The organism is Streptomyces sp. DH12 (assembly GCF_020873895.1).
Classification (GTDB): Bacteria; Actinomycetota; Actinomycetes; order Streptomycetales; family Streptomycetaceae; genus Streptomyces.
Genome location: NZ_JAHWGT010001648.1, coordinates 1 through 391, shown reverse-complemented (window position 1 = coordinate 391; position 391 = coordinate 1). Strand labels below are relative to the sequence as shown.

Here is a 391-nt window from a genome sequence, read left to right as displayed (position 1 = left end):
ACCGGGACGACCCCCGCTGTCTGGACTGGCGCGCACTGCTCGTCGCGGCCGGTTCGGACGGGCTGCGGCTGCTGCACCCGGAGAGCGGGGGTCCCGTCCGTCCGGTGCTGCCGCACATGCTGGCCCTGGACGCGCAGGCTCCGCCGGTGGCGCGGTTCCTGATGGATCTGGCGACGGCACGGCCACGGGTGTGGTCTGGCTGGGACTGGGCCGGGCACGACACCCTGCCGTATCTGCCGCGCGTGCGGTACGGCCGGGTGGTGGCGATGCCCGCACGGTGGCTGCCCGGGCGCCGGCTGCGCGATGCGGCGCGCGCCAAGGACGCGGAGGTGTGGGAGCGGGGTCTCGACGCCTGGCGGCGGCGTCTCGCCGTACCGGACCGGCTGCAGAT

At 76.0% G+C, this 391-nt stretch carries 1 protein-coding gene; it reads left to right on the top strand.

The genetic code is table 11. The features are described 5' to 3' along the window. On the top strand, positions 1-391 hold a 391-nt coding region (locus tag LPA54_RS41535; RefSeq protein ID WP_228985541.1), incomplete at both ends, for a lantibiotic dehydratase.